Genomic DNA, 21,712 nt, shown 5'->3' on the forward strand with positions numbered 1-21,712 from the left:
CGGTCGATTCCCGCCCCCGGACCACAACTTTCCGACACGCCGAGGCAATTACTCGTGCAAAATACTGTGCCGAACACTTTCGTTCGACTAATCTTCGCCGTGGCGATCCAGGCCAGCACCAGCAAGCAAAGGAACATCATTGGGCACCAAAATCAACCAGGCGGGTCGCCACCGCTTGGGTAAGGCGGGGGGCATGCACTGCATCAAGCACCCTGCCGTCGCGGCCGCGCTCGCCGAGCACCGCCGCTCGTGGTTCACCGCTTTGATCAGCCCCGCCCGGCACAGCTTCGCGGCCATGCGAAAACGCTCCGCTGCCGCGACCGCGTACTGGGCGCCTGCGACCGCCAGCTGATTTCAGCCGCCTATCCGGCCACAAACTTCCGGTGACCCAGCCCCATCAGGGGTTGGGTCACTTCGTGCTGCCGTCAGCATTCCGCGCAGCGCACCGTCGACATACCGGAGTTCCGCACGGTGATCGATCGGGCGCTGGGTCACTACCCGTGCCGCCGCTGGTGTGGCAGGTGCGATCGGCCCGTTGGAAGGCAACGCCACGGCCCAGATCTCGGCCGACCGGCACACCGCCTTCGACATTGTCGGCGTCGATGGCGAAACACCGGAGCGCGTCGCGATCGCCCGACAGCTGAAGTCCGAATTGGCTGCCGCTTCGGATTCGGGCGTCGAGGTCATGATCACCGGGTTCGCGCCCGCACAGGCCGATCTCATCGACGTCGAGACCACCGATATGCAACGCGCCGAGGCCATCGGCTTGCCCGTGGCGACCGCGGTGCCGGTGCTAGCCCTCGGTGCGGTGGTCGCGGCCACCCTGCCCATTTACGGTTACGGCGGCGGGCATCGCCGTGGCCGTGGGCGCGCTATTCGGCCTGACCGCCCTTTCTGACCTTCGATTCGCCGGCGCTCTCGGTGGCCACGATGATCGCCACCGGCACCGCGATCGATACGACCGGCCGCACCATTCTGGCCTCGGGATTCATCGAGATGATCTCGCTGAGCACACTGTCGGTGGTCGGGCTGCCGATGCTGAACGGTGTCGCGATCGGTGTGGTGGTGACCGTCATCGCCACGCTGATCGCGGCCTTCACCCTGTTGCCCGCACTGCTGGCGACGCTGGGCCCGGCGGTGAATCGCGGTGCGCTGCCGATCCGGCTGCGGCCCGCCGAGGTGCGGTCCGTAGCGGCCTCGAGTGCGTGGGCGCGGTGGGCGCATACCGTCATGGGACGACCTGTGCTCTTCGACACGATCGGGGGCGGTCTGCTACTGGCCGCGGCGGCACCGATCACCGGCATCCGCTACGACGTCGATATGGGCCTCACCTCGCTCTCGGATCGACCGACCGGGCAGGCGACCGAACTCGTCAGGAACAACTTCGGTCCCGGGCTGCTCGCGCCGATCGAGGTGGTCGCCACCGGCAGCGCGCTCGCACTGACCGTCGCGGTATTCCAGCACGGCGTCGGCGAATTCGCACTCGGCTTCCACAGCACCGGACTCCTGCAGGTGTATCTACCGATGCTGGTATTCGCCGTATTGTTCGGCCTATCCATGGATTACGAGGTATTCCTGATCCGGCGGACGAAGGAACATCGCAACCAAACCGGCGACAATACCGCCGGGGTCGCGGATGGGCTACAACGCACCGCCCGGCCGATCCTTCAGCGGTTCGGTGAAATCCCCGGCCGCCCAATGATCCAGGACCGCAACACATCCCCACACACCGAAGGCCGCGGCGATCCCGATCGTCAGGTCGTCGGCCTTGCGGCCCATCCGTTCGGCGACGGCGAAAATACTCGCGAGCTAGCCCCGCACGATGCCACTCGGACGGCGTCGCGAGCCGCGCTGCTGGGTCGGCATCTGGTTGGGCGGCACCGGATACGGAACACCCGAGGTTTCGGTGCCCAGTGCGATATTCGGGCCGCACTGGGCGATCGCGGCATCCATCTTCGGCTTCGGATCACTCAGCACCGGCTTCGCCGCATCCGGGGTCGAGCCGAAATCGAAGGCCGAGGTCATATCGCCGGTGACACTGCGCCGCCACCGCGTCAGGTTCGGCACCTCGACGCCGAAGCGGGTTTCCACCAGCCGCAGCTGGGACGTGTGATCGAAAGTCTCCGAGGCGACCAGCCCGCCGCGGCTGTACGGCGAAATCACCAGGCCGGGAACGCGATACCCCAAACCGATCGGACCCGCGACACCGTTCGACGCCTTCACCCGATCCAGCGGCACGGTGACGAATTCGCCCGGTGTGCCCGCGGGCGCGGTCGGCGGGGTGACGTGGTCGAAGAAGCCGCCGTTCTCGTCGTAGCTGATGATCAGCGCGGTCTTCTCCCACACCTTCGGATTGGAGGTGAGGATATCGAGCAATTGCACGATGCCGTATGCGCCGAACGCGGCGGGCAACGCGGGATGTTCGCAGTTGATCAACGACGGAATCACCCAGGACACAGCGGGCAGCGTGTCATTGGCGACATCGGCCTGAAAGTCGTTGGGATACACCGGCGCAAGACCGCGCCGAGCCAATTCGGAATTCGGATCCGAGGATTGGGTGAAACAGCCGAGCATGCCGTCCAGAATTACCGAGGACAGCGGGCCGACATCGCGATTGTTGTAGACCTTCCAGCTGACGCCCGCCTCGGAGAGGTTCTCCGGGAAGGTCCGCCAACTGTAGACGTGCTGCGGAATCAGCGTGGGCGTCTCCAACAGCGGCCCACCGGCCACGCCGTCCGGGTCGATGGTCGCGCTGATCCAGTACAGCCGGTTCGGGTCCGTCGGGCCCAGGACCGAGCAGTGGTAGTTGTCGCAGATGGTGAACGCATCCGCGAGTTCGTGGTGGATCGGAATGTCCTCACGCAGGTAGTAGCCCATGGCCGCGGGTGCGTTGGCCGGGCCGACGCCGGCAATGGACATCGGCATCCACTGATCGTTGGCGCCGCCGTTCCAGGCCCGGTGCATACCGCCCCAGCTATGGTCCGGATCGTTGATGCATTCACCGTCGAGGGTCGCGCCGCGCGTGGTATCGAGGCGGAACGGATTCACGAAGCCGTCCGGGGTCGGACCGACACCGGGCGTCCATCCGTACTGCTGCCACGCCTTTGACGCCTCGCCGAAGCCGCGCACACCGGACATGGTGCCGAAATAGTGGTCGAAGGAACGGTTTTCCTGCATGAGCAGCACGAAATGCTCGATATCACCGAGACCACCGGTGCCGACTGGATCGGCGGCATAGGCGCGTTCGATGATCGGGTTGGCCCAGGACGCCAATGCGCCCACCGCTCCCGCCGCGGCGGCCTTCGCCAGGAACTGCCTACGGTTGAGACCGCTGAACGGACTCGCTGCGCACATGCGTGGTGTTCTTTCTCATCCGGACTGATTTGTCGGGGTTGATCTTGCCAGCGGGCTACCGACTCGCCTGCACCCTATCGCTGAGTCGGGCACACATTCCGGCAAAGTTGGTCGATTGTCCGACTTGTCGCTATCGGCGGTTCACCTGATCCCCGACTCGTCGATGCCTGCCCTGCTCTCGCTCACCTGCCTTGCCGCCGACCATGTTTCGAGCACCCGCGTCAGCTGCCCGATGAGCGCGGACAGCCCGGACAGATCCCCGCCGAGCTGATACGTCGTCAACTCACCAGGCGTCGGCAACTGCGCGACGATCTGCGGGAGCGAATCGACCAGCTGCGCCTGCGTAGCGGCCGCCGAACGGTGATTCGTATTGTCGATGCGAATCCGATCCCGCTCCAGATCGAGCAGAGCATCATCATGCGCCGCACGCGAGCGCCGGGCCGCGACGGCGATCTCACCGTCGAGTTCCAGCTCACGCAATTCCAGCTTCCTGCGCAGGTTTTCGGCCTGTTCGCCATGTTGCTCGCGCTCCAATCGCAGCGCGTGCAGTGCGGTCTCCTTGGCCAGATCGGCGACCGCGCGCTGATCGTCGTGCTCACGGGTGGTGCGCCGCAACCGTTCCGCGGTCTCCCGGTCGAACCGCGCGGCCTCGTTGCGCGCCCGCAGTTCGGCCAATTCCCGCTCGTTCTCGATCCTGCGTTCCTCGGCGACCCGATTCGCGTCCGTCTCGCGGGCCGAAAGCACTTCCTGCGCGGCGAGTTCCGCGAGGCGGGCGATCTGGTTCTGTTCGCTACGGTAGGGCTTCTGCAGGTTCTCCCACAGCGTCGAGGAGCTGACCACCGCCTCCTTGATCTGCACCGTGACAATGCGCAGGCCGAGCCCACGATCGCTGTCCGCCTCGGCATTTCGATCGGCGCTGCCCTCGGCGACCGCCCGTAGCCGCGCGGTCAACTCTTCGATGATCGGCTGCTTATCGCTGAGCACATCGCGCACACCCATCGTGGAGACCTTGTCCTTGATGGCCGCCTCGGCCTGCTCGCGCAGCTGAATGTTGACCAGCCGCATGGGATCTTCGGCATCGGAGAAGTCCAGCTTGCGGTACGCGGTGGCGAAATCCTCGATGATCCACTGCACATAGCCCTGCACCAGCACGCCCTGCAGTTCACTGCAGATGCAGTAGGCGTTGATGAGAATCGTCTGCATCGCGCCCGGCACAACGAGATACGAATCCGTCGCAGGGTTGAACCGGAACGACACCCCGAGGCCGATGTGCAGCGGTTCCCCGCGACCGCGCCGGGTGTGCACGACGAAGGCATTGGGCGGCACCAAAACCGTTTGCCAGCGCCAGAATCCGGTAACCCGGACCTCCACCGGCCCCGGACCACTGCCCTGTGGGGTGGGCCCGACCCATTCGGCCCGCTTGGCGATCGCACCGCGCCGTTCCGGACCGCCCGGTGCCGCAGGCGCTGCGGCCGCCGCCATCGGCGCCAGGGCGACGGGTTTGCGACTGCGCAGGTCCCCCTCGAGCGCCGCCTGCTGCGCTACCACGTGGTCGAGATAATCGTTCTTGCCCGGATTGCTCCCCATGTCCGGGCACACTACCGGTTGCCGCAACACAAAGGCCCCGGTCCGATCGGACCGGGGCCTTTGGCTACTGCTCTACGAATCAGGCGTTGCCGGAGAGCTTCTCACGCAGGGCCGCGAGCTGGGCGTCGCTGGCGAGCGAACCGCCGGCGGGCTCGGCCTGGCCGGAGGACGCCTGCGCACCACTCTCGGAGGAGTAGTTGCCCGACGCGCCGCCGCCGTTCGCGGCCTCGGCCGCGGCGTCGGCCGCCATCTTCTCCATCTGCGCGGTGTGCATCTTGTGGCGACGCTCCGCCTCGGCGTAGCGGCCTTCCCACTCTTCGCGCTGCTTGTCGAAGCCCTCGAGCCACTCGTTGGTGTCGGGGTCGAAGCCCTCGGGGAAGATGTAGTTGCCCTGGTCGTCGTAGCTGTCGGCCATGCCGTACTTCGACGGGTCGAACTCGGCGTGGTAGTCCTCGTTCGCCTGCTTCAGCGACAGCGAGATCCGGCGACGCTCCAGGTCGATGTCGATGACCTTGACCATCGCGTCGTCGCCGACCGCGACAACCTGATCCGGGACCTCCACGTGGCGCTCGGCCAGCTCGGAGATGTGCACCAGGCCCTCGATGCCCTCTTCGACGCGCACGAACGCACCGAACGGAACCAGCTTGGTGACCTTGCCCGGCACGATCTGGCCGATCGCGTGGGTGCGGGCGAACTGACGCCACGGGTCTTCCTGGGTCGCCTTGAGCGACAGCGAAACCCGCTCGCGGTCCAGGTCGACGTCGAGGACCTCGACGGTGACCTCGTTGCCGACCTCGACAACCTCGGACGGGTGGTCGATGTGCTTCCAGGACAGCTCGGAGACGTGCACCAGACCGTCGACGCCGCCGAGATCGACGAACGCGCCGAAGTTGACGATCGAGGAGACCACACCCTTGCGGACCTGGCCCTTCTGCAGCTGGTGCAGGAACTCGCTGCGGACCTCGGACTGGGTCTGCTCGAGCCAGGCGCGGCGGGACAGGACCACATTGTTGCGGTTCTTGTCCAGCTCGATGATCTTGGCCTCGATCTCCTTGCCGACGTACGGCTGGAGGTCGCGGACCCGGCGCATCTCGACCAGGGAGGCCGGGAGGAAGCCGCGCAGGCCGATGTCCAGGATCAGACCGCCCTTGACGACCTCGATGACGGTGCCCTTGACGGCCTCGTCCTTCTCCTTGAGCTCCTCGATGGTGCCCCACGCCCGCTCGTACTGCGCCCGCTTCTTCGACAGGATCAGGCGGCCTTCTTTGTCCTCCTTGGTGAGAACAAGAGCCTCGACCTCATCGCCCACGGAAACGACCTCGTTGGGGTCGACATCGTGCTTGATGGAGAGTTCGCGAGAGGGGATGACGCCTTCGGTCTTGTAACCGATGTCGAGCAGGACCTCGTCGCGATCGACCTTGACGATGGTTCCTTCGACGATGTCGCCGTCGTTGAAGTACTTGATCGTGGCGTCGATGGCGGCGAGGAAGTCCTCGGCGGAGCCGATGTCGTTGACGGCTACCTGCGGCGAGGTGACGGTGGTGGGCATGTGTCGGTTTGCTCCGGACGGATTGTGGTCGGTTGCGGACATTGGAACTTTCGGTACGCTGCGATCTCACCGCGATGACGCGACGTGACGGACATAATGAACGTACCGCACGCAAACGCTTGTGAAACTCAGCACGGGTGTTGGCGTTACTTTCTGTACAGTTGCCCCCGCAGATTGTTACTGCAATGACACCGGTACGGGCAGTACCCAAGACACTCGCGCGTTCAGCGTACGCGACCTTGGTCCAGCCGGGCAAACCGGTCCCGACGCCACGCCGGGATAGTCTGACGGCGTGTCGGAAGATCGCCATGCGCAGGCAAATGCACTGCTAGGGACCACCGCGACCGCGCGGACCAGAATCGGTTCGGCCGCCAGTCAGCAGGCCAGTCGGCGCTGGTGGGACGCCGATGCCGACCAGTATCACGAAACCCACGCCGACTTTCTCGGCGTCGACTCCCCTGAGGGCGAATTCATCTGGTGCCCGGAGGGCTTGCACGAGGGCGATATGCATTTCCTCGGCGAGGTCGCCGGTAAGCGGATCCTGGAGATCGGATGCGGATCCGCACCGTGTTCACGCTGGTTGGCCGGGCAGGGAGCGCAGCCGGTCGGGCTCGACCTGTCCATGGGGATGCTCGCGCGCGGACTCGCCGCGATGACGCGGGGCGGACCGCGGGTGCCATTGGTGCAGGCGGGGGCCGAGGCATTGCCGTTCGCCGATGAATCCTTCGATCTGGCGTGTTCGTCCTTCGGCGCGATCCCGTTCGTCGCGGACTCCGAACTGGTGATGCGCGAGGTTGCGCGGGTGTTGCGGCCGGGCGGTCGCTGGGTGTTCTCGGTGAACCATCCGATGCGCTGGATATTTCCGGACGACCCCGGACCCGCCGGCCTGACCGCCTCGATCCCCTATTTCGACCGCACGCCGTATGTAGAGGTCGACAGCGAGGGCGCGCCGACCTACGTCGAACACCACCGCACCATCGGGGATCGGGTGCGCGAGATCGTCGCCGCGGGGCTGGTGCTCGATGACATCGTCGAACCGGACTGGCCGGAATGGCTCGAGCGGGAGTGGGGACAGTGGAGTCCGCTGCGGGGTGAGTTGTTCCCCGGCACCGCCATCTTCGTCACCCACAAACCGGCCGACGCCTGATTTCTCAGAACGCCGGGAGGGCCGCGAAGTTCGGATCGAGACGGGCGGCAGGGCAGGTATATGCCGCCCAGCGGCGGGCACGCGAGAGCGGATGATCGGGGAAGCGCTCGTCCCAGCGCAGGTCATCGGCCATGTTGTAGGGCAGCGCGCCCTGCAGACCGGGTGCGTACGGATGGGGCGGGTACATATTGTCGAAGCCGATCTCCAGTGCGAGTACCGCCTCACGGATTCCGGTGGTGCCGGTCTCCGGGCAGAGGATCTGTAGCACCGCGCTGCAATTCGCTTTCGGCACGGTGAGCGAGGCGGCGAAGACCAGGCCTGTCGGCTGATCCGGCAGTCGCATCTTCTGCAGCCGCAGCAGCGCGGGTTGCGAATCGATACCGACGACGAAAGCCTCGATGAGACAACCGCTTTCGGCATGGATCTCGGCGAGCCCGCGGCGCAGCGTAGCCAACTCCGTCAGTGGCGCGGGCAGATCTGGTACCAGATCGAAGTAACTCAACTGGACAATGTCGCCCGTGGCGGGGTCCCGCCACACGTTGCTGTCGAGCTGCTGTAATCCACTGGTGTCGAACGAAATTGGCACCCGATCACGCTACTGCGGACTCGGCATCGCCTGAAGTGCCGGGTCAGATACCGGCCGAACGAAATTCATCGAGCAGTGCGGTTCGCGCATCGCCGATGTGCGAACCGAGGTCGCCGCCGGTGTGCAGCCAGATCTCGTAGCCCGCGAAGAAGCATGCCATACCGACCTTGGCCCACAGCAGCGGCCGCACATCGGTGCCCGCCGCTACGCCCAATCGGCGCGCAAGGTGTTCGGCGACAAGGGATTCCACCGCATTTCGCTTGGCCAGCTCGCGGGCCTGCAGGGCCGGATTGTCCGCGATCAGCGCATTGCGGGCGCGGGCGTCGGCGATGCGATCGGCGAAACGCTCGACCAACGGGGCGATCACCGCTGCCATGGTTTCCTCCGGGGATTCGTCGGCCGGACGGTCGGCCAATAGCCGAGCCAGCTCCGCGCGATGCTCGTCGTCCTCGGCGAACAGCAATTCGTCCTTGCTCGCGTAGTAGCGATGCAGGGTGCGTGTCCCGACTTCGGCCTCGGCGGCGATATCCGCGACGGTCACGGCGTCGTACCCGCGCTCGACGAACAATCGCAGCGCGGCATCGGCGATCGCTCGCCTGGTCCGCTCCTTCTTCCGATCCCGCAACGACATCGGAATATTGTCGCACAGCGCGCCATATGGCAGACTCTGCCATATGACAACAAGTGACAGAACTGTTGTGATCACCGGCGGCACCAGCGGACTCGGCCGTGAATGCGCGAGGGCGCTCGCCGCCGATCCACGATGGACGGTCGTCGTGACCGGGCGCGACGCCGAGCGGGCCCAGACGGAGGCCGCCGCCATAGGCGCGCGAGCGGCAACACTCGACCTCGGCGCACTGGCCTCCGTCGCCTATTTCGCCGAGGAATTCCGCAGGAGCGGACTGCCTCCGTTGCACGCGCTGGTCTGCAATGCCGGACTGCAATTCACCCGCCGCAGCTACACCGAGGACGGCATCGAGGCCACCTTCGGCGTCAACCATCTCGGACACGTCGCGCTGGTCCAAGCACTGCTCGACGACCTGATCGCGCCCGCGCGCATCGTCTTCGTCACCTCGGGCACGCATAATCCGGATCAGTTCACCGGCATGCCCGATCCGCTGGATACCAATGTCCGCGAACTCGCCTATCCACCCGAGTCGACCGAATCCGCGCAGCGCGACGGTCGTCGCCGCTACAGCACGTCGAAGTTGGCGAACCTGCAGACCACCTACGAATTGGCGCGACAATTCGAGGCGCGCGGCATCACGGTGAACGCCTTCGATCCTGGACTGATGCCGGGCACCGGACTCGCCAGGGATGCCGGGGCGGCGGCACAACTGTTGTGGCGCACGGTCGCTCGAGGTCTGGTGTTATTGCCCGGTGTGAATACGCCGCGCCGATCGGGCGAGGATCTCGCGTGGCTGGTCACGGATCCGTCGCTCGACGAGGTGTCCGGCCGGCATTTTGTTGGCCGCACCGCGAAACCGTCGTCGAAGGCGTCCTATGACCGCGGCGCGCAACACGCGCTGTACGCCGACAGCCTCGAACTCCTCGGCGAACTCGCGCGCTGACATCGTCGGACCGAATACCGACGATGCCGAATACCCGTGGGCATTCGGCATCGTTGCGGCAGAGCTTGTTCCGGCTACTCCTCGGCCGGTTTCGCCTTCGGGCTTCGGCCCGCCTGTTTCAACGCGAGGCGCAGTGCGTACTCGATCTGGGCATTGATACTGCGCAGGTCGTCGGCGGCCCATTGGGCAATGGCCTCGTGTATCGCCGGGTCCAGGCGTAGCAGGATCTTCTTGCGCTCGGCCATGAGGCGACTCAGGAGTAGAGCGAGCCGGTGTTGACGACGGGTTGGGTGGCGCGATCACCGCAGAGCACGACCAGCAGGTTCGACACCATCGCGGCCTTGCGTTCCTCGTCGAGTTCGACGACGCCCTGTTCGGCGAGCCGGTCCAGTGCGAGGCGGACCATACCCACCGCGCCCTCGACAATGCGGGTGCGCGCGGCGACCACCTGGGCCGCCTGCTGCCGAACGAGCATGGCCTGGGCGATCTCAGGCGCGTAGGCAAGGTGGGTGATCCTGGCCTCGATGACCTCGATACCCGCCAGATCGGTGCGGTCGCGCAATTCGATGGTCAATTCCTCGGCCACCTCGGCACCGTCGCGCAGGCTGGTGGTGTTCTGGTCGTGGGCGTCGTAGGGGTGGGTCGTGGCCAGATGCCGCACCGCTGCCTCGGACTGGGTCTCCACGTACTCCTCGTAGTCGTCGACCGAGAAGGCGGCCTTGAAGCTGTCGACCACCCGGTAGACCACGACGGCTGCGATCTCCACCGGATTGCCGTCGGCATCGTTGACCTTGAGCTTCTGAGTTTCGAAGTTACGCACCTTCAGCGAGATGCTGCGCCGGTCGGTGAGCGGCACCACGGAGTAGAAGCCGGGTTCGCTCAGCGAGCCGATGTAGCGGCCGAAGAACTGAACGACCTTGGCCTCGTTGGGATTCACCACGGTGAGCCCGGTGGCCAGCAGCAGGAGCACGACCACGACCACGGTCGCGATGATCGCGCCGACGAGGGCGAGCACATTGTCGTTGTGCGCGGCCACGGCGTATCCGGCAATGGCGCCGCCACCGATCAGGAGCGTGAGGACAAACCACGACACCAGCACGAGAAAGCCGTTGACGTGGAACGCCGACCGAAGCTTCATGACATCCTCCGAGTATCAAAGTGATATCACGAAGATAGCATCAGACCGCCCGCCGCGATAGGGCGGTCGCGGCGATCAGTTCGCAGGTGTGATGTTGCGGTTGAAGCGGAACATGTTGCGGGAGTCGTACTTCGCCTTCAGCACGGCCAGCCGCGCGTAGGTGTCCGGCGCGTAGCCACCACGGGTCTGCGCCTCGTCGGCCGCGGCACCCGCACCGTAGAGGAAGTTCAGGCTGTGGCCGACGGTCCACGGCGCGAGTACCGCGCGGACCACCGCATGGTCCTCGGGTGCGGCATCACCCGCATCGGGCCCGGGCATGGTGATGACGCGAACGATGTACTCGGCATCCCGGTTGTCCACGGCAATCCCCGCAGGACCACGCCTGCCCAGCGCACCGCCGAGGTGCCGGATATCGACCACCGCCTGAATCGTCGATTCGGGTCCGGTGGCAGTGAGCAAGGCCGACAACGTTTCTCCGGTGAGCTCACCGAGCAAGGCGTTGGTGGCGGCGTAGGCATGCGGGTGGTCGGGATCGCTGTGGATGGTGTGCGATTCGGTGTACGGCAGAAGCCGCAGATCGTCCTTCAATCGATCCCCGACCGCCCGCAACGGCGCGACCAGAAGCTCGCCGTCCGCCGCGGATCCGTTGTACGCGATCCGTATCGACGCGACATAGCGCCCGCGCAGCGGTTCCGGAATCTGCGGAATGGGCGGGAAGGTCATGACGGTCACCGTCGAGGTCACCTCGTCGGGCAGCGTCGCGGTCCAGTCCTTCCAGGCTTCCATGGCCTGCTCGACCAGTGGGGTATCGAAGACCAACTGACCGCCGTAGACGGTGGCGACCGGCACGAGTTCCAGTTCCAGCGCGGTCACCACGCCGAAGTTGCCACCGCTGCCGAGCACCGCGCCGAAGAGTTCGTCGCCGGGGGTCAGCGTGCGGACTCGACCGTCGGCCGTGACGATCTCGATGACGCGCACATGTTCGGCGGCGTAACCGAATTGCCTTGCCAGCAGGCCCAATCCGCCGCCGAGGCTGTACCCGACGACCCCGACCGACGGCGAGGACCCGTTCAGCGGCGCCAGCCCGTGCGGTGCGGCGGCCTCGACCAGCGCGCCCGCCCGCACTCCGGCGCCGACACGGGCGGTGCGCGCCTGCGGGTCGATCCGGATATCGGTCATCCGGCGGGTGCTGATCAGTACGCCGCCGTCGGCCGCGACCGAGAGGCCGTGCCCGGTAGCCTGCACCGCGACCGGAAGTCCGTGGCGCGCGGCGTATTCGACCGCGCCGCGCACATCCTCGGCGTGCACCGCACCGACGACCAGTGCGGGGCGGTGGTGGTATGCGGCCTGGAAGCCGGCGATCTCTTCGTCATATCCGGCGTCGCCGGGGCGGAAGACCGGGCCGGTGAAGGTGTTGATGATCTCTGCGGTGTTTCCCATGTCATAGACGATGCCGCGCGCCGATCCAGAAGTATAACAGACAGTTCTGCTTGGACCTATAATCAACAGTTATGGAACTGCGCCAACTCCGCTACTTCGTGACCGTGGTGGAGGAGGCCAACTTCACCCGCGCCGCCGCCCGATTGCACCTGGCCCAACCCGGACTCAGCGCCCAGATCCGCCAGCTCGAACACGAACTGGGACAGCAACTTCTGGATCGCGGCGGCCGCTCGGTGACCTTGACCGAGGTGGGCGCGGCGGTGCTGCCGCATGCCAGGGCCGCACTGGCGGCGACCGAGCGGATTACCACGACGGTGGACGAATTCACCGGACTGCTGCGCGGACACGTCCGCCTCGGCTGCATCTCCGGCGCGGGCGACGAGGAATTCGATATCGCCTCGGTGCTCGCGGATTTTCACGACGACCACCCGCAGGTCGGCATCAGCCTGACCGAGGACACCTCCGAACGGATGCTCGCGGCGGTGCGCAGCGGTGAGCTGGATATCGCCCTGGTCGGATTGACCGGTGCGGAGATCGGCGCCGATATCGGCATAGATGTTGTGCTCGATACGCCGGTGGTCGCGGCGGTCGCGCTGGGCGGTAAGAAGCGTGCATCGATCACGCTCGACCAGTTGCGTGAGCACCCGCTGATCTGTCTACCGCGTGGCACCGGTATCCGGGGTGTCTTCGACCGCGCCTGTGCCGCAGCCGGATTCGAACCCGATATCGCATTCGAGGCCGCCGCTCCCCCGCTGTTGCTGCGGCTCGCCGCCCGCGGCCTCGGCATCGCGGTGGTGCCCGCGCTGACCGCCGAGGAAGCCACGGCATTCGGCGTGCGGGTGCTGCCGATCACCGAACCGGAGCTGCGCGGACAACTCGCGCTGGCGTGGCGGCGCGATCGCCCGGGCAGTCCGGCCTCGAAAGTCCTACTCGGACAACTCCGTATCGGCTTGGGCGGCCACTGAATTCAGAGCAACCGCGACAGGAACGCCTTGGTGCGTTCATGTTTCGGGTCGGCGAGCACTTCCCGCGGATTACCCGCCTCCACAACCACGCCGCCGTCCATGAACACCAGTTGGTCGGCAACCTCGCGGGCGAAACCCATTTCGTGGGTCACGACCACCATCGTCATGCCGTCGGCGGCGAGTTCGCGCATGACCCCGAGCACCTCGCCGACCAATTCCGGATCCAGCGCCGAGGTGGGCTCGTCGAAGAGCATCAGCTTGGGATCCATGGCCAGCGCGCGGGCGATCGCGACGCGCTGCTGCTGACCGCCGGAGAGCTGGGCCGGATAGGCATTCGCCTTGTCCCCCATACCGACTCGGTCCAGCAACTCGAGCGCACGAGACGTCGCGTCCGCCTTGCGGATGCCCTTCACCTGGATGGGCGCCTCGACAATGTTCTCCAGCGCCGTCCGATGCGGGAACAGGTTGAAATGCTGGAACACCATGCCGATATCGCGGCGCTGCTTGGCCGCATCGCGCGGGTGCAATTCGTAGAGTTTGCCACCCCTTTCGCGATAGCCGATGAGATCGCCGTCGACATAGAGCCGACCCGCATTCACCTGCTCGAGGTGGTTGATACAGCGCAGGAAGGTCGACTTACCCGAACCCGAGGGCCCGATCAGGCAGAGCACATCGCCACGCCCGACCTCGAGCGAAATGCCCTTGAGCACCTGCAGCGCACCGAAGTTCTTGCACACCCGATCCGCACGGATCATCGGCTGGACACCGGCCGGCTCTACCTTGTCTGCGCTCATTTCGCCTTCACAATCGTCTGAGCGTCGGCCAGTTCCTGCAGCTGCTTGGCGGTCAGCTGCCGCGAGGCGCCCCGCGAGTAGTAGCGCTCCAGGTAGAACTGCCCGACCATCAGCACGCTGGTGACCGCGAGATACCAAGTGGCGGTGACCAATAGCAATGGAATCGGCTGGAAGTTCACGCCGTAGATATCACGGGCCCGCCCGTAGAGGTCGGTGCTCAATGGTATCGCGGTGACAAGCGCAGTGGTCTTGAGCATTCCGATCAGCTCATTGCCAGTGGGCGGGATGATCACCCGCATGGCCTGCGGCAGCACGGTCCTGCGCATGGTCTGCGACCACGACATGCCGAGCGCCGTCGAGGCCTCGCGCTGTCCCTCGCCGACGGAATTGATTCCGGCACGGACGATTTCGGCCATATACGCGGCCTCGTTCAGCGCTAGGCCGATCACCGCGAAGGCGAACGCGGCCTGCAGTCCCTGCACGTCGATCCGCACGAACTCGGGCCCGAACGGCACACCGAACTGGATCGACTTGTACAGCGACGGGAACAGCCCCCAGAAGACCAACTGCACGAAAACCGGTGTGCCACGGAAGATCCAGAGATACACCCACGCCACGGCGCGCAACACCGGATTCGGCGACAGACGCATCACCGCGAGCAACGCGCCGAGCACGATGGCGATCGCCATCGCGAGTACGGTCAGCTCGAGGGTGACCGCCGCGCCGGAGGCGATCCGGCTGTCGAACAAATACTTTCGATAGGTGCCCCATCCGTACGCGGGATTGGTGGCCGCGCCGTAGATGAACAACCCGAGCAGGGCGAGCATGATCGCTGCGGCGATCATGCGGCCCGGCCTACGTAATGGTACGGCCTTGATCGGCTCCGGTTCTGCCGCGTCGATCGGCCCGCCGGGCCCGGTGTTGTCGCCGGGCGCCGACGTGGTTTCGGATGACGACATCGATCAGCCCGCGGCGCCGTTGATGACCGACTTGGTGATCGCGCCTTCCTGCACACCCCAGTTCTTGGTGATCTCGAGGTACTTACCGTTGTCGATCAGGTGCTGGACGGCGGCCTGCAGCGCCTTGCCGAGCGCCGAACCCTTGGGGATGGCCCAACCGTAGGGCGCGGAATCGAAGACCTTGCCCGCCGCCTCGATCTTGCCGTCGCTCTTCTTGATCGCGTACGCGGTCACCGGCGAATCCGCCGACATGGCGTCGACCTGGCCGAGCACCAGTGCGTTGGTCGCCGCGCTCTGCTCGTCGAACGGCTTCTTATCGATGGCGGGCTTGCCCTCCGCCTCGCACTTCTTGCTGCGCGCCGGAATCTCGTCGGTGTCCTGAACCGTGGTGGCCTGCACCGCGACCCGCTTACCGCAGGCATTGTCCGGGTCGATCGGCTTACCGGTCTGCTGCGCCCACTGGCTGCCCGCATTGAAGTAGGTGGTGAAGTCGACGCTCTGTTCACGTTCCTTCGAGTCGGTGATGGAGGACATACCGACGTCGTAGGTGCCCGCCTGGATCGCGGGAATGATCTTCTCGAAGGAGGACTCGAGGTATTCGGCCTTCAGGCCGAGGGTTGCGGCGACCGCGTCCATCAGGTCGACATCGAAGCCGACGATCTTGCCGCTCGGATCCTTGTACTCGTTGGGCTGATACGGGATATTGACTCCGACGACGAGCTTGCCCGACTGCTTGATCTTGTCCGGGAGCAGCGCGGCGGCCGTGTCGAGTTTGTCGATACCCTGTACCTTCGCCACTGCGGGCGAGTTGTCTTCGGAGTTACTACAGCCCGTCAACACCAGCGCACCACCGGCTAGTACGCACATCGCTTGCAGGGCGCGCCTGCCAAGAACCGATCGAACAGACACAGCAGCCCTCCACATTTCGGATTCGAGAAACCCGGGTGTCACCACCCGTTTGGCAATCTAAGCGATCGTGGCGTTTCGTGCTGGACAGTAACGGAAGATTATCCGTTCTGTGCGGAACACTCCGGGCACAGCAAACACTCAGGTACCGGCGGTGGACCCTACCGGACGGTCCGGTGTTCGAACGAGTCGGGTTCCCGGTCGCCCCGCCGGTGCGGGTCAGCGCCGGCGCACCCTGGCGCAGATCTGCTCGGTGAATTCACTGGTCGAGGCGAGACCGCCCAGGTCGGCGGTGGCAATGCCCGCGGCGAAGGCGCCCGCGACGGCGCGTTCGATGCGTTCACCAGCGCTCGACAGCGCGCGGTTGTTGTCGCGAATTCCCAGCCAGTGCAACAACATTGCCGCCGAGAGTTGGAGCGCCGCCGGGTTTGCGCGGTTGTGTCCGGCCAGTGTCGGCGCGGCGCCGTGCACCGCCTGTGCCATCGCCTTGGTTGCCGAGCAGTTGAGCGATGCGGCGATGCCGAGCGAGCCGCTCAGCTCACCCGCGAGATCGGAAAGGATGTCGCCGAAGAGGTTCTCGGTCACCACCACGTCGTAGTCGTGGGCGGCGCGGACCAGATGGGCGGCGACCGCGTCGACGTGTTCGTCGTCGACCTCGACGCCCGGATAGGCGCGGGCGACGTCATAGCAGACGTCGCGGAACAGGCCCATGGTCATGGGCAGCACATTGGCCTTGTGCACGATGGTGACCCGCTTGCGCCGCGCGGCCGCGATCCGGAAGGCCTCGTGCGCGATCCGCTCGCAGGCCGGCCGGGTGATCAGGCCGACCGCCATCGCCACGTCGGGGGTGGGCCGGAATTCGCCCGATCCGGCGAACATATTGCGGTCGGCATAGAAACCCTCGCTGTTCTCCCGGACGATCACCAGGTCGATATCGGGAGCGCTCGCATTGATTCCGGCGAAGGCACGGGCGGGGCGGATATTCGCATAGAGGCCGAAGCGTTTGCGGATGGCGCCCCCCGGTGCGATTCGATGTTCGGGCGGGTAGGCGGCATTATCGTGCGGGCCGAGGATCCAAGCATCGAGTTCATCGAGGGCCGCGAGGGTCAGTTCCGGCAGCGGATTGCCGAATTCCGCGATGGCGTGCCGGCCCATCGGCAACCGAACCCAGTCGACCGAGGCCGCGCCCGCCGCAGCGAGTGCTTCGTCGACCACCGCGCGGGTGGCGCGGACCACCTCGGGGCCGATGCCGTCACCTTCGATGAGGCCGAGTCGCATGGGTTCACGGTTCACCTGGCCATCCTCCCGCGACGCAAGTTGTTCGCCGACAACTGGGCCGCGTGTTCGCCGCCCATCGAGCCGCGCGGGCGGCTAACCTCTCGTGAACTATGGTGCAGTCGGTCGAATTGTTATTGGACGATGTGGCCGACGCGGAGATCCGGCGGCAGTGGCAGTTGCTCGTCGATGCAGGCATTCCGAGTTTGGCCGGAAAGCAGGCCGAAACCAACCGGCCGCACATCACCGTCGCGGTGGCCAGGCAGATCTGGCCGCGCATCGATCACGCGCTGGACCAGCTCACTTTCCGGCCGATTCCGATACGACTAGGCGGCGTGCTGGTCTTCGGTGCGCGCAATCCGATCCTGGTCCGTTCGGTGGTGCCGTCGGAACACCTGCTCGCACTGCAACGTCGTATTTTCGCCGTCGTTTCGCCGTGTCCCGGCATACCGTCGAATGTGCAGCCCGACGAGTGGACGCCGCATATCACCCTGGCCAGACGGGTACCGACGCAGCATTTGGGCGAGGCGATCCACGCCGTCGCCAGGGACCGTGATTTTCCCGCGACCGTCGTGGGTATCCGGCGTTGGGACGGCGATCAACGGCGCGAGTGGCCGGTCGCCCGAGGAAGATAGCGGCACCGCCGGAAGATATATACCGCGCCGGACGTTGTAGCTGGCGACAATCGACACGAGAGGACGTCATGGCCACCCAGACGCTGAACCAACAGAATTTCGATGAGATCGTCACCGGGAACGACGTGGTACTCGTCGATTTCTGGGCCGACTGGTGCGGTCCGTGCAAGAGCTTCGCACCCACCTTCGAGGCCTCCTCGGACAAGCATCCCGATGTCGTGCACGGCAAGGTCGACACCGAGGCCGAACAGGGCCTGGCCGCCGCCGCCAACATCCGCTCGATTCCGACCATCATGGCGTTCCGCGAGGGCGTGCTGGTCTTCGCGCAGCCCGGCGCCCTGCCGCCGGCCGCGCTGGAGGATCTGGTCACCCAGGTGAAGGCGCTGGATATGGACGAGGTGCGCAAGCAACTCGCCGAGCAGCAGACCGGTCAGTAAACCGCACCAACGGGCGGTTCACATTCCGCGGAATGTGAACGGCCCGTTGGGTTTTCGTGCGCTCAGGCGCCCAGCTTGTTGACGCCCGCGATCATGGCGCGGACCGTTGATTCGGCGCCGTCGTCGGCCAAGGCCGCGCCCCAGCCGCGCCTGCCGTTGCATTCGCACTGCACGAACGTCGCGGTGCCCGCAGCGGTGCGGCGCTGGTGGAATTGCAGGATTTCGACCGGATAGCCCTCGTCGTAGAGAGCCGAGGTCATCGCGGCGACCGGACTGCCTGCAGCGATCACCGTGCGCAGGTGGTCTGCGAATTCCAGGGTGGCGGTGAACTCCGCGCTCCGATTGCCCGCGGGCGACCAGTCGCCGACCCGAATCGGGCCGGAGTGCTCGCAATAGCGGTGGTGGAATTGCGCGGGTGTCAGATCGGCGCATTCGGCGCGCAGCGCCTTGGGGGCTGCGGCGAGGAACATGTTGGGGTCAAGAGTCAGGATGGTCATTGTGCGAAGGTCTTCCCGAGGATTGTCTTCTCAATTGACAGAGGGGACCAGCAGTAAGTAGTCAGTAGCCCGCAGCGAGGGGGCCGGTCCGAATCAGACCCCGCTACGGCGGGTTACTACGAGAAGTCGCCGGGTTGCCACCATCGCGGTAAGCGGAATTAGCACTGCGCTGTCGCGGTCTGCGACGTGGAGCGCGGCGCTGTGGCGGTCGGCGGGATTCGGCACGCCGACCAGAATAGGTCGATCTCGACGCAATAGCAACCACATTCCTCGCCCCGTCGCGCCTACTCGCGAGTACCATTTGCGCAGCTCAGGAGCATAGCGCCGAGGACGGATGGCAAGCCGTCGTCGGAGCGGTACTTTCGGTCACATGGGTGCCCTTGTCGCCATGACCATTCCCGGATTGGCCATCCTGCTGATCGGACTCGCATTCGTCGAGGTGCTGTGGAATCGGCTCACCGGCAGTCGGATACTGCCGTGGTTCAAGCACCGCAAGCACACGCCGGTCGCCGCAACCGGATTCGAACAGGTTGCCGCGACCTTTCAAGGTTCGAAGCATTACGAGTTCGAGCAGCGGCAGACGGCACTGATGCATAAAGAAGATAAGTCCGATGGAGCGCCGCCGCGCGATGAGATCGATCTGCGAACGGGATCGGCGAGACTGGTCCGGCGCGAGCAGTGATCATTCGAACGTGAACGATCCGCCGGTCTGACGTAGTACCCGCACCATCGGTTATGCGCCGATCGCCGAACGCAACCATCTCATCGGCGGGGCGCTGACCACGCGGTCCAATGGCGATCTGCACAACCGGAAGTTCATGACGATCTCGATCATGCGATTCCCGAGCGATGCCGCCGCCCGCGCCGCGGCGACCGAATTCGACCTGGACACTGCGAATTCCCTGCCCGGCCGCCACAGCATCGCGCTGGACGGCGTCACGAACGCAACGGCATCCTCGGTCACCGACGCCAAGGGCTGGGTGTACGCCTGGCGGGGCCCGTTCGTGGTGCTCAGCATGGTGACCGTGCCGAACCGGATCCCAATGCGATTGCCACGCAATCGAAAAAGATGCTGCGACTGCAGGACGCGCGGCTCGCGGAGCTGAATCCGACACCGGTCGATGACATCCTGGATCTGCCATTGGATACCGACCGGATCATGAGCCTTGCGCTGCGCACGGCGAAGGGTTCGCCCGGCATCTTTCTGCGCGAAGAAAACATCGGCATCTACACTCCGGCCGGACAACTGCATTTCGAGCGTGACGCTGCGGTCGCGACGAAGGCATTCGCCGACGCGGGTGTCGATCTGGTCGGGCAGAACGACGGAACTGTCTATCGGACAAGGGATCTCGCCGCCGCCTTCCGCCTGCAGACCGCAGTCACGGTGCTCGGCAAGGACGACGAGGAGATCACCGATCCCCCTGGCGTGACCGATGCCCGGTGCATCGAACTCGACGAGGCCGAGCCCATTCGCAACGATAAGTACCTGTGCGCCATGGTCTATGGCCGCTACGTCGCGGTTATCGGCGCGAATGCCGCGTTCAGCGCGGTAATAGCCCGGAAGCCGCCTTCTATCAGCGTGCCGCCGCCCAGTATTCGATCCTGGCCAAAACGGGTGAGCAGCCGATGAAGTCTGCACGGATCGCATTCGGCGGTGTGCTGCCGCTGGTCGCGGTGCTCACGATTACCAGCGGCTGTGGTGAATCGGGATCGACCGCACCGCCCGCCATCGATATTTCGAAACTCGACTCGGGCAACCACCCCGCGCACGATCGAGCGGTCCGAGGAGCAGGGTGCGATTCAGGAGGCACTGCGCCTCGGCGAGCATGTGCCGCTGCTGATCGATGTCGATAGTCGAATGGTCTTCAATATCACCAGGAGCGGCAATCGGGCCTTCACGCAGAAGCATCCGCCGCCGGCCAATAGCGGTGTCGGCAATGTCGAGGAATTCTTCGGGCCGGTGCCGGGATTGATCGCTGGATTCGGCACCTACGCGCAGCGCGCCAGGAGTTTTCGCTCGGCTCGAGTGTGGAGATGGCTATTCTGCGCTTCTCGACTGCCGAGCAGGCCACCGCGGCGATGAACTATCTGGCCGCAGTGGACGACAAGGAGTATCCGGCCAAGGCGACAGCGACCATCCCCGGCTACCCGCAGGCTCGCACCCGGGTCAGTGAACTGGATTCGCTGACCACCTGGCTGACCAGAGGCGAATACCTGCTGCGGATCTGGACCAATAATCCGCTCGCCACGCCGCCCGACCCGGTGCCGCTTGCCGAATTCACCAAACGGGTCCTGGATAAGCAATTCGAGATGTTGCGCGACTACCGGCCGACACCGCCCGACAAGCCATGTGATCGGGCGAATCGCCACCGTGGTCGGCACTGGCGGAGCTCCCCGTCGATGTCGATGGACTGCTCGGGCGAACCATCCCGGGTAAGACGGCGGTCAACCGGACGCCTGGCGTCTACACCCCGCATGCCGCCCTGCATGTGCACGGTCGATCGGACCTGACCAGTCGGCTGTTCACCGATACGAAGGTCGATGCGTTCGCGCTGGACGATTCGGGTGTCTATCGAACCGCCGACGCCGCCGCGGCGGCTCGACTCATCGCGGGATTCGTCGACCAGGCGACCGACAGTTTCGCGGTCATCGATCCGCCGCCCGGATTGCCCGATGCGAAATGTTTGAAGAAGCTCGACGATCCGGTCGTCATCGATCTGTCCGCCGACTATCAGTGCTACATCGCCTATGACCGCTACGTGGGAAACGTCGGAGCATCCCAGGTCCAGGACCTTTATCAGCAGGCCGCCGCACAGTACAAATTACTGGCCGCTGGGCACTGAATTACGGTGCGGCACACCGGATTCCGGCG

At 65.4% G+C, this 21,712-nt stretch carries 28 protein-coding genes and 2 pseudogenes; 15 read left to right on the forward strand and 15 right to left on the reverse strand.

The window, feature by feature from the left end; translation table 11 throughout:
• Positions 1–139: 139 nt before the first annotated feature.
• From ACFYOW_RS39660 to ACFYOW_RS39670, 3 genes and pseudogenes are all read left to right on the forward strand, one after another.
• A complete protein-coding gene (locus ACFYOW_RS39660; protein WP_040688985.1) occupies positions 140–352 on the forward strand; it encodes a hypothetical protein in 213 nt (70 codons plus the stop codon).
• A gap of 183 nt (positions 353–535) precedes the next feature.
• Positions 536–898 (forward strand): MMPL family transporter, encoded by a 363-nt coding sequence (locus ACFYOW_RS39665; protein ID WP_387295532.1) that lies wholly within the window; start codon positions 536–538, stop codon positions 896–898.
• A 98-nt stretch (positions 899–996) separates the two neighbouring features.
• A pseudogene (locus ACFYOW_RS39670) lies at positions 997–1,185 on the forward strand (MMPL family transporter); the annotation flags it as partial.
• 87 nt (positions 1,186–1,272) lie between these two features.
• Here the strand turns inward: ACFYOW_RS39670 and ACFYOW_RS39675 are convergent.
• Positions 1,273–1,494, reverse strand: coding sequence for a hypothetical protein (locus ACFYOW_RS39675; RefSeq protein ID WP_387295534.1), 222 nt, complete (start codon positions 1,492–1,494; stop codon positions 1,273–1,275).
• 30 nt (positions 1,495–1,524) lie between these two features.
• Here ACFYOW_RS39675 and ACFYOW_RS39680 point away from each other — a divergent pair.
• A pseudogene (locus ACFYOW_RS39680) lies at positions 1,525–1,605 on the forward strand (hypothetical protein); the annotation flags it as partial.
• 36 nt (positions 1,606–1,641) lie between these two features.
• Here ACFYOW_RS39680 and ACFYOW_RS39685 read toward each other — a convergent pair.
• The 4 genes from ACFYOW_RS39685 to rpsA all read right to left on the reverse strand — a co-directional run bounded on the left by ACFYOW_RS39685 (position 1,642) and on the right by rpsA (position 6,490).
• Positions 1,642–1,779, reverse strand: coding sequence for a hypothetical protein (locus ACFYOW_RS39685; RefSeq protein ID WP_387295536.1), 138 nt, complete (start codon positions 1,777–1,779; stop codon positions 1,642–1,644).
• A 30-nt stretch (positions 1,780–1,809) separates the two neighbouring features.
• On the reverse strand, positions 1,810–3,354 hold the full coding sequence (locus tag ACFYOW_RS39690) for a phospholipase C (RefSeq protein ID WP_387295538.1): 1,545 nt from the start codon (positions 3,352–3,354) through the stop codon (positions 1,810–1,812).
• Between the two features lie 141 nt (positions 3,355–3,495).
• Positions 3,496–4,941: an SPFH domain-containing protein gene (locus ACFYOW_RS39695; RefSeq protein WP_387295540.1), complete on the reverse strand. Its 1,446-nt coding sequence runs from the start codon at positions 4,939–4,941 to the stop codon at positions 3,496–3,498.
• Positions 4,942–5,020: 79 nt separating this feature from the next.
• Positions 5,021–6,490: a 30S ribosomal protein S1 gene (gene rpsA / locus ACFYOW_RS39700; protein WP_062987216.1), complete on the reverse strand. Its 1,470-nt coding sequence runs from the start codon at positions 6,488–6,490 to the stop codon at positions 5,021–5,023.
• Positions 6,491–6,782: 292 nt separating this feature from the next.
• Here rpsA and ACFYOW_RS39705 point away from each other — a divergent pair, with 292 nt between their 5' ends.
• Positions 6,783–7,637, forward strand: coding sequence for a class I SAM-dependent methyltransferase (locus ACFYOW_RS39705; protein ID WP_387295543.1), 855 nt, complete (start codon positions 6,783–6,785; stop codon positions 7,635–7,637).
• Positions 7,638–7,641: 4 nt separating this feature from the next.
• Here ACFYOW_RS39705 and ACFYOW_RS39710 read toward each other — a convergent pair whose 3' ends face one another.
• Together ACFYOW_RS39710 and ACFYOW_RS39715 are read right to left on the reverse strand one after the other, a co-directional pair.
• Positions 7,642–8,223: a hypothetical protein gene (locus tag ACFYOW_RS39710; protein WP_387295545.1), complete on the reverse strand. Its 582-nt coding sequence runs from the start codon at positions 8,221–8,223 to the stop codon at positions 7,642–7,644.
• A 43-nt stretch (positions 8,224–8,266) separates the two neighbouring features.
• The gene (locus ACFYOW_RS39715) at positions 8,267–8,854 is read right to left on the reverse strand and encodes a TetR/AcrR family transcriptional regulator (RefSeq protein WP_387295547.1); all 588 of its coding nucleotides are present in this window, start codon (positions 8,852–8,854) and stop codon (positions 8,267–8,269) included.
• Between the two features lie 43 nt (positions 8,855–8,897).
• On the opposite strand from ACFYOW_RS39715, the gene ACFYOW_RS39720 reads away from it, so the two are divergent.
• Positions 8,898–9,794 carry an SDR family NAD(P)-dependent oxidoreductase gene (locus ACFYOW_RS39720; protein ID WP_387295549.1) on the forward strand — a complete coding sequence of 299 codons (897 nt, stop codon included), beginning with the start codon at positions 8,898–8,900 and terminating at the stop codon, positions 9,792–9,794.
• A 74-nt stretch (positions 9,795–9,868) separates the two neighbouring features.
• Here the strand turns inward: ACFYOW_RS39720 and ACFYOW_RS39725 are convergent, their stop codons facing one another.
• The 3 genes from ACFYOW_RS39725 to ACFYOW_RS39735 form a co-directional block, all read right to left on the reverse strand.
• A complete protein-coding gene (locus tag ACFYOW_RS39725; protein ID WP_387295551.1) occupies positions 9,869–10,039 on the reverse strand; it encodes a toxin-antitoxin system HicB family antitoxin in 171 nt (56 codons plus the stop codon).
• Between the two features lie 8 nt (positions 10,040–10,047).
• Positions 10,048–10,932: an SPFH domain-containing protein gene (locus ACFYOW_RS39730; protein WP_387295553.1), complete on the reverse strand. Its 885-nt coding sequence runs from the start codon at positions 10,930–10,932 to the stop codon at positions 10,048–10,050.
• Positions 10,933–11,007: 75 nt separating this feature from the next.
• Complete coding sequence (locus ACFYOW_RS39735) at positions 11,008–12,372, reverse strand: FAD-binding oxidoreductase (protein ID WP_387295555.1); 1,365 nt, start codon at positions 12,370–12,372, stop codon at positions 11,008–11,010.
• Positions 12,373–12,443: 71 nt separating this feature from the next.
• Between ACFYOW_RS39735 and ACFYOW_RS39740 the strand changes: the two genes are divergently transcribed.
• Positions 12,444–13,337, forward strand: a complete 894-nt coding sequence (locus ACFYOW_RS39740; protein WP_387295557.1) for a LysR family transcriptional regulator — start codon at positions 12,444–12,446, stop codon at positions 13,335–13,337.
• Positions 13,338–13,339: 2 nt separating this feature from the next.
• On the opposite strand, the gene ACFYOW_RS39745 is transcribed toward ACFYOW_RS39740, so the two are convergent.
• From ACFYOW_RS39745 to ACFYOW_RS39760, 4 genes are all read right to left on the reverse strand, one after another.
• The gene (locus tag ACFYOW_RS39745) at positions 13,340–14,092 is read right to left on the reverse strand and encodes an amino acid ABC transporter ATP-binding protein (RefSeq protein WP_387295656.1); all 753 of its coding nucleotides are present in this window, start codon (positions 14,090–14,092) and stop codon (positions 13,340–13,342) included.
• Positions 14,093–14,127: 35 nt separating this feature from the next.
• Entirely contained in the window at positions 14,128–15,090 is a 963-nt protein-coding gene (locus ACFYOW_RS39750; RefSeq protein ID WP_387295559.1) for an amino acid ABC transporter permease, read from the reverse strand.
• Between the two features lie 3 nt (positions 15,091–15,093).
• Positions 15,094–16,014, reverse strand: a complete 921-nt coding sequence (locus tag ACFYOW_RS39755) for an ABC transporter substrate-binding protein (RefSeq protein ID WP_387295658.1) — start codon at positions 16,012–16,014, stop codon at positions 15,094–15,096.
• A gap of 201 nt (positions 16,015–16,215) precedes the next feature.
• Positions 16,216–17,274, reverse strand: coding sequence for an isocitrate/isopropylmalate dehydrogenase family protein (locus ACFYOW_RS39760; protein WP_387295660.1), 1,059 nt, complete (start codon positions 17,272–17,274; stop codon positions 16,216–16,218).
• A 110-nt stretch (positions 17,275–17,384) separates the two neighbouring features.
• Between ACFYOW_RS39760 and ACFYOW_RS39765 the strand changes: the two genes are divergently transcribed.
• Both ACFYOW_RS39765 and trxA read left to right on the forward strand, forming a co-directional pair.
• Positions 17,385–17,906, forward strand: coding sequence for a 2'-5' RNA ligase family protein (locus ACFYOW_RS39765; RefSeq protein WP_387295561.1), 522 nt, complete (start codon positions 17,385–17,387; stop codon positions 17,904–17,906).
• A gap of 68 nt (positions 17,907–17,974) precedes the next feature.
• On the forward strand, positions 17,975–18,343 hold the full coding sequence (trxA, locus tag ACFYOW_RS39770; RefSeq protein ID WP_387295563.1) for a thioredoxin: 369 nt from the start codon (positions 17,975–17,977) through the stop codon (positions 18,341–18,343).
• Positions 18,344–18,405: 62 nt separating this feature from the next.
• Here trxA and ACFYOW_RS39775 read toward each other — a convergent pair whose 3' ends face one another.
• On the reverse strand, positions 18,406–18,840 hold the full coding sequence (locus tag ACFYOW_RS39775; RefSeq protein WP_387295565.1) for a 2-keto-3-deoxygluconate kinase: 435 nt from the start codon (positions 18,838–18,840) through the stop codon (positions 18,406–18,408).
• A 370-nt stretch (positions 18,841–19,210) separates the two neighbouring features.
• Between ACFYOW_RS39775 and ACFYOW_RS39780 the strand changes: the two genes are divergently transcribed.
• From ACFYOW_RS39780 to ACFYOW_RS39805, 6 genes are all read left to right on the forward strand, one after another.
• Positions 19,211–19,522 carry a DUF6191 domain-containing protein gene (locus tag ACFYOW_RS39780; protein ID WP_063044199.1) on the forward strand — a complete coding sequence of 104 codons (312 nt, stop codon included), beginning with the start codon at positions 19,211–19,213 and terminating at the stop codon, positions 19,520–19,522.
• A 151-nt stretch (positions 19,523–19,673) separates the two neighbouring features.
• Positions 19,674–19,946, forward strand: coding sequence for a hypothetical protein (locus ACFYOW_RS39785; protein WP_387295568.1), 273 nt, complete (start codon positions 19,674–19,676; stop codon positions 19,944–19,946).
• On the forward strand, positions 19,910–20,470 hold the full coding sequence (locus tag ACFYOW_RS39790) for a hypothetical protein (RefSeq protein WP_387295570.1): 561 nt from the start codon (positions 19,910–19,912) through the stop codon (positions 20,468–20,470). Before ACFYOW_RS39785 ends, ACFYOW_RS39790 begins: the two co-directional genes overlap by 37 nt.
• Positions 20,471–20,539: 69 nt before the next feature.
• Entirely contained in the window at positions 20,540–20,923 is a 384-nt protein-coding gene (locus tag ACFYOW_RS39795; protein ID WP_387295572.1) for a hypothetical protein, read from the forward strand.
• Positions 20,875–21,351, forward strand: coding sequence for a hypothetical protein (locus tag ACFYOW_RS39800; RefSeq protein WP_387295574.1), 477 nt, complete (start codon positions 20,875–20,877; stop codon positions 21,349–21,351). The genes ACFYOW_RS39795 and ACFYOW_RS39800 overlap by 49 nt, the downstream gene beginning before the upstream one ends.
• A complete protein-coding gene (locus ACFYOW_RS39805) occupies positions 21,330–21,683 on the forward strand; it encodes a hypothetical protein (protein WP_387295576.1) in 354 nt (117 codons plus the stop codon). The genes ACFYOW_RS39800 and ACFYOW_RS39805 overlap by 22 nt, the downstream gene beginning before the upstream one ends.
• Positions 21,684–21,712 lie beyond the last annotated feature (29 nt).

Origin of the sequence: Nocardia sp. NPDC006982, assembly GCF_042869435.1 — a bacterium.
Classification (GTDB): Bacteria; Actinomycetota; Actinomycetes; order Mycobacteriales; family Mycobacteriaceae; genus Nocardia.

Bases quoted from the DNA above. Each gene is read 5' to 3' on its own strand.
- ACFYOW_RS39685 (WP_387295536.1), bottom strand. From the start codon at position 1,779: ATGGGCCGCAAGGCCGACGACCTGACGATCGGGATCGCCGCGGCCTTC.
- ACFYOW_RS39690 (WP_387295538.1), bottom strand. From the start codon at position 3,354: ATGTGCGCAGCGAGTCCGTTCAGCGGTCTCAACCGTAGGCAGTTCCTG.
- ACFYOW_RS39695 (WP_387295540.1), bottom strand. From the start codon at position 4,941: ATGGGGAGCAATCCGGGCAAGAACGATTATCTCGACCACGTGGTAGCG.
- rpsA (WP_062987216.1), bottom strand. From the start codon at position 6,490: ATGCCCACCACCGTCACCTCGCCGCAGGTAGCCGTCAACGACATCGGC.
- ACFYOW_RS39715 (WP_387295547.1), bottom strand. From the start codon at position 8,854: ATGTCGTTGCGGGATCGGAAGAAGGAGCGGACCAGGCGAGCGATCGCC.
- ACFYOW_RS39720 (WP_387295549.1), top strand. From the start codon at position 8,898: ATGACAACAAGTGACAGAACTGTTGTGATCACCGGCGGCACCAGCGGA.
- ACFYOW_RS39725 (WP_387295551.1), bottom strand. From the start codon at position 10,039: ATGGCCGAGCGCAAGAAGATCCTGCTACGCCTGGACCCGGCGATACAC.
- ACFYOW_RS39730 (WP_387295553.1), bottom strand. From the start codon at position 10,932: ATGAAGCTTCGGTCGGCGTTCCACGTCAACGGCTTTCTCGTGCTGGTG.
- ACFYOW_RS39735 (WP_387295555.1), bottom strand. From the start codon at position 12,372: ATGGGAAACACCGCAGAGATCATCAACACCTTCACCGGCCCGGTCTTC.
- ACFYOW_RS39740 (WP_387295557.1), top strand. From the start codon at position 12,444: ATGGAACTGCGCCAACTCCGCTACTTCGTGACCGTGGTGGAGGAGGCC.
- ACFYOW_RS39745 (WP_387295656.1), bottom strand. From the start codon at position 14,092: ATGATCCGTGCGGATCGGGTGTGCAAGAACTTCGGTGCGCTGCAGGTG.
- ACFYOW_RS39750 (WP_387295559.1), bottom strand. From the start codon at position 15,090: ATGTCGTCATCCGAAACCACGTCGGCGCCCGGCGACAACACCGGGCCC.
- ACFYOW_RS39755 (WP_387295658.1), bottom strand. From the start codon at position 16,014: ATGTGGAGGGCTGCTGTGTCTGTTCGATCGGTTCTTGGCAGGCGCGCC.
- ACFYOW_RS39760 (WP_387295660.1), bottom strand. From the start codon at position 17,274: ATGCGACTCGGCCTCATCGAAGGTGACGGCATCGGCCCCGAGGTGGTC.
- ACFYOW_RS39765 (WP_387295561.1), top strand. From the start codon at position 17,385: ATGGTGCAGTCGGTCGAATTGTTATTGGACGATGTGGCCGACGCGGAG.
- trxA (WP_387295563.1), top strand. From the start codon at position 17,975: ATGGCCACCCAGACGCTGAACCAACAGAATTTCGATGAGATCGTCACC.
- ACFYOW_RS39775 (WP_387295565.1), bottom strand. From the start codon at position 18,840: ATGACCATCCTGACTCTTGACCCCAACATGTTCCTCGCCGCAGCCCCC.
- ACFYOW_RS39780 (WP_063044199.1), top strand. From the start codon at position 19,211: ATGGGTGCCCTTGTCGCCATGACCATTCCCGGATTGGCCATCCTGCTG.
- ACFYOW_RS39785 (WP_387295568.1), top strand. From the start codon at position 19,674: ATGCGATTCCCGAGCGATGCCGCCGCCCGCGCCGCGGCGACCGAATTC.
- ACFYOW_RS39790 (WP_387295570.1), top strand. From the start codon at position 19,910: ATGCTGCGACTGCAGGACGCGCGGCTCGCGGAGCTGAATCCGACACCG.
- ACFYOW_RS39800 (WP_387295574.1), top strand. From the start codon at position 20,875: ATGGCTATTCTGCGCTTCTCGACTGCCGAGCAGGCCACCGCGGCGATG.